The organism is Chitinophaga sp. (genome assembly GCF_036566945.1).
In the GTDB taxonomy this organism is placed as follows: Bacteria; Bacteroidota; Bacteroidia; order Chitinophagales; family Chitinophagaceae; genus Chitinophaga.
This window is the reverse complement of the sequence record NZ_DATCVJ010000034.1, coordinates 1-6923: the sequence shown is the minus strand read 5'-3', so window position 1 is coordinate 6923 and position 6923 is coordinate 1. Positions and strand designations below refer to the sequence as shown.

Below are 6923 nucleotides of genomic sequence, written 5' to 3'. Positions count from 1 at the left end.
TTCTTTTTTGTATTTGTGTGTTTGTAGATATAACGTAATGGAAAATGTATTTGTTCAAAAAAATATAAAATATTTTTGGTCTTAACTTTTTGTGCCCTTTTGCGGGGTGTTTCATAATTACTTACGAAGAGATAATTCCCTTGGATTGCTAAAATGGAAAAAAAGTTAAAAAAATTATTATTATTTATATTCGATATATGTAAGTAAATGTCTACTTGATATCTTGACAAATTTCTATTAAAACCCCGTTACTGTGCTTAGGATGCAGGAAACAGATCAGTTTATTATCCGCCCCTTTTTTGGGTGTTTCCTGTAATAAAACAAACCCTTCTTCCTTTAATCTTTTCATTTCAGCATAGATATCTGCCACCTCAAAAGCGATATGATGCATGCCTTCTCCCTTTTTATCCAAAAATTTGGCAATGGCACTGTTGGCACCCGTGGCTTCCAGCAGTTCAATTTTAGTTTCCCCCTGCTGAAAAAAAGCCGTCATCACCTGTTCACTGCTCACTTCTTCCTGTTTGTAACAGTTGGTGTTCAACAACTTCTCAAATAAAGGAACGGAAACCGACAATGAATTCACGGCAATGCCTATATGTTCTACCCTGAGCATGTTTTATAGTTTAACGATGTACCCGAAATGCAGGATCCGTAAAGCTTTCTCGGAACCTGATAACCCGGTAAAAATAGAACTTATGTTGTAAATTTGTTTGGTTCGGATTTTAATATAAATAGAAAGATAAATATGTTACAACTGCCTGTTTACCTGGACAACAACGCCACCACTCCCTGCGACCCCAGGGTTGTAGCTGCCATGTTACCTTACTTCACAGAAGTATATGGTAATGCCGCCAGCCGCAGTCACCCATTTGGATGGGCTGCTGAGGAAGCCGTAGACTATGCCCGTGAACAGGTAGCGAAACTGATAGGTGCAGAACCGAAAGAAATAGTGTTTACCTCCGGGGCAACAGAAGCGGTAAACCTGGCCATCAAGGGTGTATATGAAATGTATGCCGGCAAGGGACAACATATTATTACGGCTGTTACCGAACATAAAGCCGTACTGGATACCTGCAGGCACCTGGAAAAACAGGGGGCGCAGATCACCTGGTTACCCGTAAACCGGGAAGGGGAAATTGACCTGGCACAGCTGGAAGCTGCCATTACCCCTCAAACCATCCTGATTAGTATCATGTATGCCAATAACGAAATAGGGGTTATTCAGCCGATACGTGCCATCAGTGATATCGCCAGAAAGCATGGCGTATTATTCATGACCGATGCCACCCAGGCAGTGGGAAAAATCCCTGTAGACGTAAATGCAGACGGTATAGACCTGCTTACCCTTAGCGCCCATAAGATGTACGGTCCAAAAGGAATAGGCGCCCTGTACGTACGCAGACGGTCGCCACGTGTAAAACTCACCGCACAGATAGATGGTGGCGGTCATGAAAGAGGCATGCGCTCCGGTACCCTCAATGTACCCGGGATTGCAGGCCTGGGAAAAGCAGCGGAACTTTGCGGCGCAGAAATGGCAGCAGATACCGCCAGGATCAAGCCTATGCGGGATCGGCTGGAAAAAGCGTTGCTGGAAGTGGAACTCTCCAATGTAAACGGATCTGTTACCCACCGACTGCCGCATACCACCAACCTCTCCTTTAAATATGTAGAAGGAGAAGCCCTGATGATGGGCTTCAATAAAAATATTGCCCTCTCTACCGGTTCCGCCCGTACGTCGGCATCACTGGAGCCCAGCTATGTGCTGAAAGCACTGGGGCTGAGCGATGAGCTGGCACATGCCTCCCTTCGTTTCGGATTGGGACGGTTCACCACCGATGAACAAATAGATTATGCCATCAACACCATTACGGAAGCCATCCGGCAACTAAGAAGTACAAGTCCAATCTGGGAAATGTATAAAGATGGTGTAGACCTCGATACAATAGCCTGAAAGGTAATAGCGTTTAGCTATATTTGTATCTTTACTAATATCCTAATCCTTACTAACTGTTCATGCTAGCCATCTTTAAGAAAGAGATAAACCAGTTTTTCAGCAGTGTCACCGGCTATGTAGCCATCATCCTGTTTTTGCTGGCAAACGGATTATTATTGTTCGTTTTTCCGGAAACGAGTTTGCTCGATACCGGCTATGCCAATCTGGATCCGCTGTTCAATCTCGCGCCACTTATTTACCTCCTGCTCATACCCGCTATTACCATGCGTTGTTTTGCAGATGAATTTAAAAGCGGGACCATGGAGTTACTCAGCACCAAACCACTCACCGGCTGGCAGATTGTGATGGGTAAATTCTGGGGCAGCATGGTGATTGTACTCATTTCCTTAGTGCCTACCATTGTCTATTACTTCGCCATCCGGCAGTTGAGTGTAGATGCCCAACAACTGGATACCGGCGGCATCATAGGATCTTATACAGGACTGTTACTGCTGGGCGCAGCGTTTACGGCTACCGGTATATGGTCATCTTCCTTAACCAACAATGCTATGATCGCCTTTCTCATTGCACTGTTTACCTGCTTTATACTTTTTAACGGGTTTGATGCCATCAGCAAAATACCTGCTTTTAGTGGCGGGGCTGACTATTATCTGCAAATGGCTGGTATTAAATTTCATTATACCTCTATCAGCCGTGGCGTAATTGACAGTCGTGACATCATCTATTTCATCAGCATCATCGGCCTGATGCTCTATCTCACTAAATTATCCCTCCAAAGAAAACTCTGGCAAAACGGGTAATGACTCCTCTTACTAAATGATATGGCTACACGAAAAAAATACATACAACGTGCAATAGCAGTAATACTGTTACTCACGGGCATTAATATAGCGGCCGCTTACTTTCATGGCAGATGGGATCTGACAGGGGAAAAAAGATATACGCTCACCCAACACACGCGGCAAATGTTGCGGAAGCTGGACAGCCCCGTAGATATTGAAGTTTTTCTGAAAGGCGATTATCCTGCCAGTTTCCGGCAGCTGGCGCAATCCACCACCGAATTACTGGAAGAGTTTCGCGAATATGGTAAACAAAACTTACGGTTTACTTTTATCAATCCCGGACAAGGTATGACAGATACCGCCCGGATGAAGTTTCTAGGAGAACTCACCGCGCAAGGCATCATGCCTTTTAATATGAAAGTGCAGCAGGAGGCGAACGACGGCTTTGCAGAAAAACTCATCTTTCCTGGTGCATTAGTACATTACAAAGGAAAAACGGTGGGCGTAAACCTGTTAAAAAATCAGGGAGGACAAGATCCTATGCAAACCATGAACAGCTCGGAAGCCTTGCTGGAATACCAGTTTGCCAATGCTATCAGCAAACTGCAGGAAAAAGAAAAGCCGCTGATAGGCTATATGATGGGACATGGAGAATCATTAGGAGCAGAAGTATATGATGCCCTGAGTACTCTCCAAACCAATTACGCCCTCGATACGCTGACTTTACAAAGCGCCTCTTTTATTTCACCGGAGTTTAATGTAATTCTCTTTGCCAAGCCTGCAGCCGCTTTCAGCGATGCAGACAAGCTCAAAATAGATCAATATGTGATGAACGGGGGCAAAGTGCTGTGGTTTATTGACGAATCCAGCGCCACCATGGACAGTTTACATGAGCATAATGAATTTGCAGCCGTAGACCGGGGACTCAACCTGGAAGACCTGCTGTTCCGTTACGGCGTGCGTATTAACCAGGACCTGGTAATGGACCTGCAGAGCGATGTAGTGCCGCTGGTAGTAGGCAACGTGGGCAACCGGCCGCAAATACAGCCAGTACCTTTCCCTTACTTCCCGATGCTTATGCCTACCAAAGCGCATCCTATTGTAAAAAATCTGGATATGGTGATGAGTCGTTTTGTGAGTTCTATGGACACCATTAAAAATGATGCTATCCAAAAAACAATTCTGCTCACCACTTCCCGCAACAGCCGCACCACGCGGCTGCCGGCGGAAATTAGCTGGGATGTGGTAAAAACACAACCCAATCCACGCGAATACCGTCAGCAATATATACCCGCAGCCGTTTTACTGGAAGGACACTTTACTTCTTTATTTCATAATCGTCAGGACCCCGCAGTAGTGAGTGAACTGCAACGGGCTTCCGGTAAGCCTTTCCGCGATGCTACTGACACCATTAATAAAATGATTGTAGTGAGTGATGGTGACCTGATCGCCAATGCGGTGTCCCGCAAAGAAGGGCCACTACAAATGGGTATCAACGAATTTAATCCGGGCTTTGCCTTTGCCAATAAAGAATTTTTCCTCAACTGCCTGGAATACCTGAGTGGTAACAGCGGTATCATGGAGGCACGCAACAAAGAACTGACGTTGCGCCTGCTTGATACCGAAAAAATCAGGCAGGAAAAAACCAAGTGGCAGGTGATCTGCTTCCTGGTGCCTATTGGCCTGGTACTGTTGTTCGCCATGGTTTTCCAGTTTATGCGGCAACGGAAATTCGCCGACTAATCCAGCCCACACGTTAGCTTTTAGCGTTTCTATACACAATCTTTGGCAGAAACACTAAAAGCTAACTCCTAAATGCTAACAGCCGTTTTCTTATCTTTGCTCCTTCATAAAAAAAAATCGTCACATGACATCCATTCAATGGACCTATCTCATCTTCTTTATTGTGGTAGTCATTGCATTAATTTTTGATCTTGGTTTATTCAGTAAAAAAAATGAAAAAACAACTATCAAAACCGCGCTATGGCAAAGCATTTTCTGGGTAGGCCTCTCGTTTTTGTTTTTTGGATTCATGTGGTTTGAAGACGGTTCGGAAATCGCGATCAGCTTTATGAGTGCTTATCTGATGGAGAAGTCATTATCCATGGATAATATTTTTGTATTCATTCTCATATTTAGTTTTTTCAAGATAAAAGAAGAATACTATGCCCGGGTGTTACTGATTGGTATCATACTGGCCATTGTGTTCAGAGCGATCTTTATCAGTGTGGGCGTGGTGTTGATCCAGCAGTTTGAGTGGATTCTCTATGTTTTTGGCGCCTTTTTACTGTATACCGGTTTTAAAATGTTCACGGCCAACAGTGAAGATGAATTTAAACCGGAAGAAAATTTCGCTTACCGTTTTATGAATAAATATATGCGGGTAACAACAGAAGAGCCAAAAGGCCGTTTTGTTATTCGTAAACATAATAAGTCGTATTTCACCACCTTATCGCTGGTAGTGGTCATGCTGGCAGTCACTGATATTATATTTGCACTGGATTCTATTCCGGCTGTATTTGCCATATCAAAGGAGCCGGTAGTGGTGTATACCTCTAATATATTTGCGGTATTAGGACTCCGGTCCTTGTTCTTTTTACTGAGGGGTGCGGTAGATAAATTTGATTATTTGCCTCAGGGTATTGCAATTGTGCTTATTTTCATAGGATTGAAAATGCTGGCAGAGTATTTTATTCATATACCGGTATATGTGTCGTTGATAGTGATTGTACTATGCCTTGGAGGTTCCATCCTCTATTCACTCTATCATCAGAAAAAAGAATTACCGGAAGCAGAAGAGAAGTAAAAAGCAGCTGTAGACTATGTTTTTGCGGCCGCTAAGTGATTATTCAAACCTGATAAACGTGTATAACGCAGCAAGCATCAACAAGACTTTGAAAGGAGAATTGTTGCAAGAGACTGGATTTTCTGAAATTGACCATCTTTTATTGGACAGCCGGAAGCTTAGCTTTCCCGAAACATCTCTGTTCATTTCATTGGTTAGCCCACGGCGCAATGCGCATCAATACATTGAAGAGTTGTACCGCAAGGGGGTAAGTAATTTTATTGTGAGTGAACCTGTGCCACTGGAAAAATATCCAAAAGCGAATTTCATTCTGGTAAAAGATACATTAGCCGCATTGCACACACTGGTGGCCTTTCACCGTCACCATTTTCATATCCCTGTTATTGGTATTACCGGCAGCAATGGAAAAACCATTGTAAAGGAATGGCTGTATCAATTGCTGGAGAAAGATTACAACATAGTACGCAGTCCTAAAAGTTATAACTCACAGATCGGCGTACCCTTGTCTGTATGGCAAATGAAACCGGAGCACCAGTTGGCCATCTTTGAAGCGGGTATTTCACAACCAGGTGAAATGGTGAACCTGGAAAAGATTATCCGTCCTACTATCGGCATTTTCACCAACATTGGAGAAGCCCACAGTGAAGGATTTTTAAATATCCGGCAGAAGATTAATGAGAAACTGGTATTATTTGCCAAAAGCGATATCCTTATTTACTGCAAAGATTACCTTGCCCTCAATGAGTGTGTGCTGGCCTTTCATAACCAGGTAGGCAAAAAGGAAAACCAGGAAGGTGGCCCTGAATTGTTCTCCTGGTCCAGGAAAACAGATGCCGACCTGCGGGTCATCAGTGTAGATAAAAATGATAATCATACCCGCATAGATGCCCTGTACAAACAGGAACCTTTGCACTTCACCATTCCTTTTGTAGATGAAGGCTCTATTGAAAATGCCATTCACTGTGCCGCGCTGATGCTCTATCTGGGCAAAGAACAAACAGTGATTCAACAGCGGATGGACCAGTTGAGCAACATCGCTATGCGACTGGAACTGAAGCAGGGCATTAATAACTGCTCCGTTATCAACGACAGCTATAGCCTGGACCTGGGTTCTTTAACCATTGCCCTTGACTTCCTTCAACAGCAGCAGCAGCACGCTACCCGCACCGTTATCCTCAGTGATATCCTGCAAAGTGGCAAAAGCGACGCTACCCTGTATGAAGAAGTAGCTGATCTGTTACAGAAAAAAGGGATTAATAAATTGATCGCCATTGGTAAAAACATTGGCCGGGAAAAGAAAAGCTTTCAGCAGATAGAAGGACTGAAAACACAGTTCCTTACTACTACTGACGAATATATACAGCAGTTCAATGCAGACGAT

At 43.9% G+C, this 6923-nt stretch carries 6 protein-coding genes; 5 read left to right on the top strand and 1 reads right to left on the bottom strand.

Translation table 11 applies throughout. The annotated features are described in order from the left end of the window. Positions 1 to 211: 211 nt before the first annotated feature. Positions 212 to 613: a methylmalonyl-CoA epimerase gene (gene mce / locus VIP81_RS01000; protein WP_331956610.1), complete on the bottom strand. Its 402-nt coding sequence runs from the start codon at positions 611 to 613 to the stop codon at positions 212 to 214. Positions 614 to 745: 132 nt separating this feature from the next. Here mce and VIP81_RS00995 point away from each other — a divergent pair, with 132 nt between their 5' ends. The 5 genes from VIP81_RS00995 to VIP81_RS00975 form a co-directional block, all read left to right on the top strand. Continuing rightward, positions 746 to 1951 carry an IscS subfamily cysteine desulfurase gene (locus tag VIP81_RS00995; RefSeq protein WP_331956609.1) on the top strand — a complete coding sequence of 402 codons (1206 nt, stop codon included), beginning with the start codon at positions 746 to 748 and terminating at the stop codon, positions 1949 to 1951. A gap of 62 nt (positions 1952 to 2013) precedes the next feature. Continuing rightward, complete coding sequence (gene gldF, locus VIP81_RS00990) at positions 2014 to 2754, top strand: gliding motility-associated ABC transporter permease subunit GldF (RefSeq protein ID WP_331956608.1); 741 nt, start codon at positions 2014 to 2016, stop codon at positions 2752 to 2754. Between the two features lie 21 nt (positions 2755 to 2775). After that, the gene (gldG, locus tag VIP81_RS00985; protein ID WP_331956607.1) at positions 2776 to 4479 is read left to right on the top strand and encodes a gliding motility-associated ABC transporter substrate-binding protein GldG; all 1704 of its coding nucleotides are present in this window, start codon (positions 2776 to 2778) and stop codon (positions 4477 to 4479) included. A 124-nt stretch (positions 4480 to 4603) separates the two neighbouring features. Next, positions 4604 to 5542, top strand: a complete 939-nt coding sequence (locus tag VIP81_RS00980) for a TerC/Alx family metal homeostasis membrane protein (RefSeq protein ID WP_331956606.1) — start codon at positions 4604 to 4606, stop codon at positions 5540 to 5542. 58 nt (positions 5543 to 5600) lie between these two features. Beyond that, positions 5601 to 6923: Mur ligase family protein (locus VIP81_RS00975; protein ID WP_331956605.1), on the top strand; the 1323-nt coding region annotated here is incomplete at its 3' end.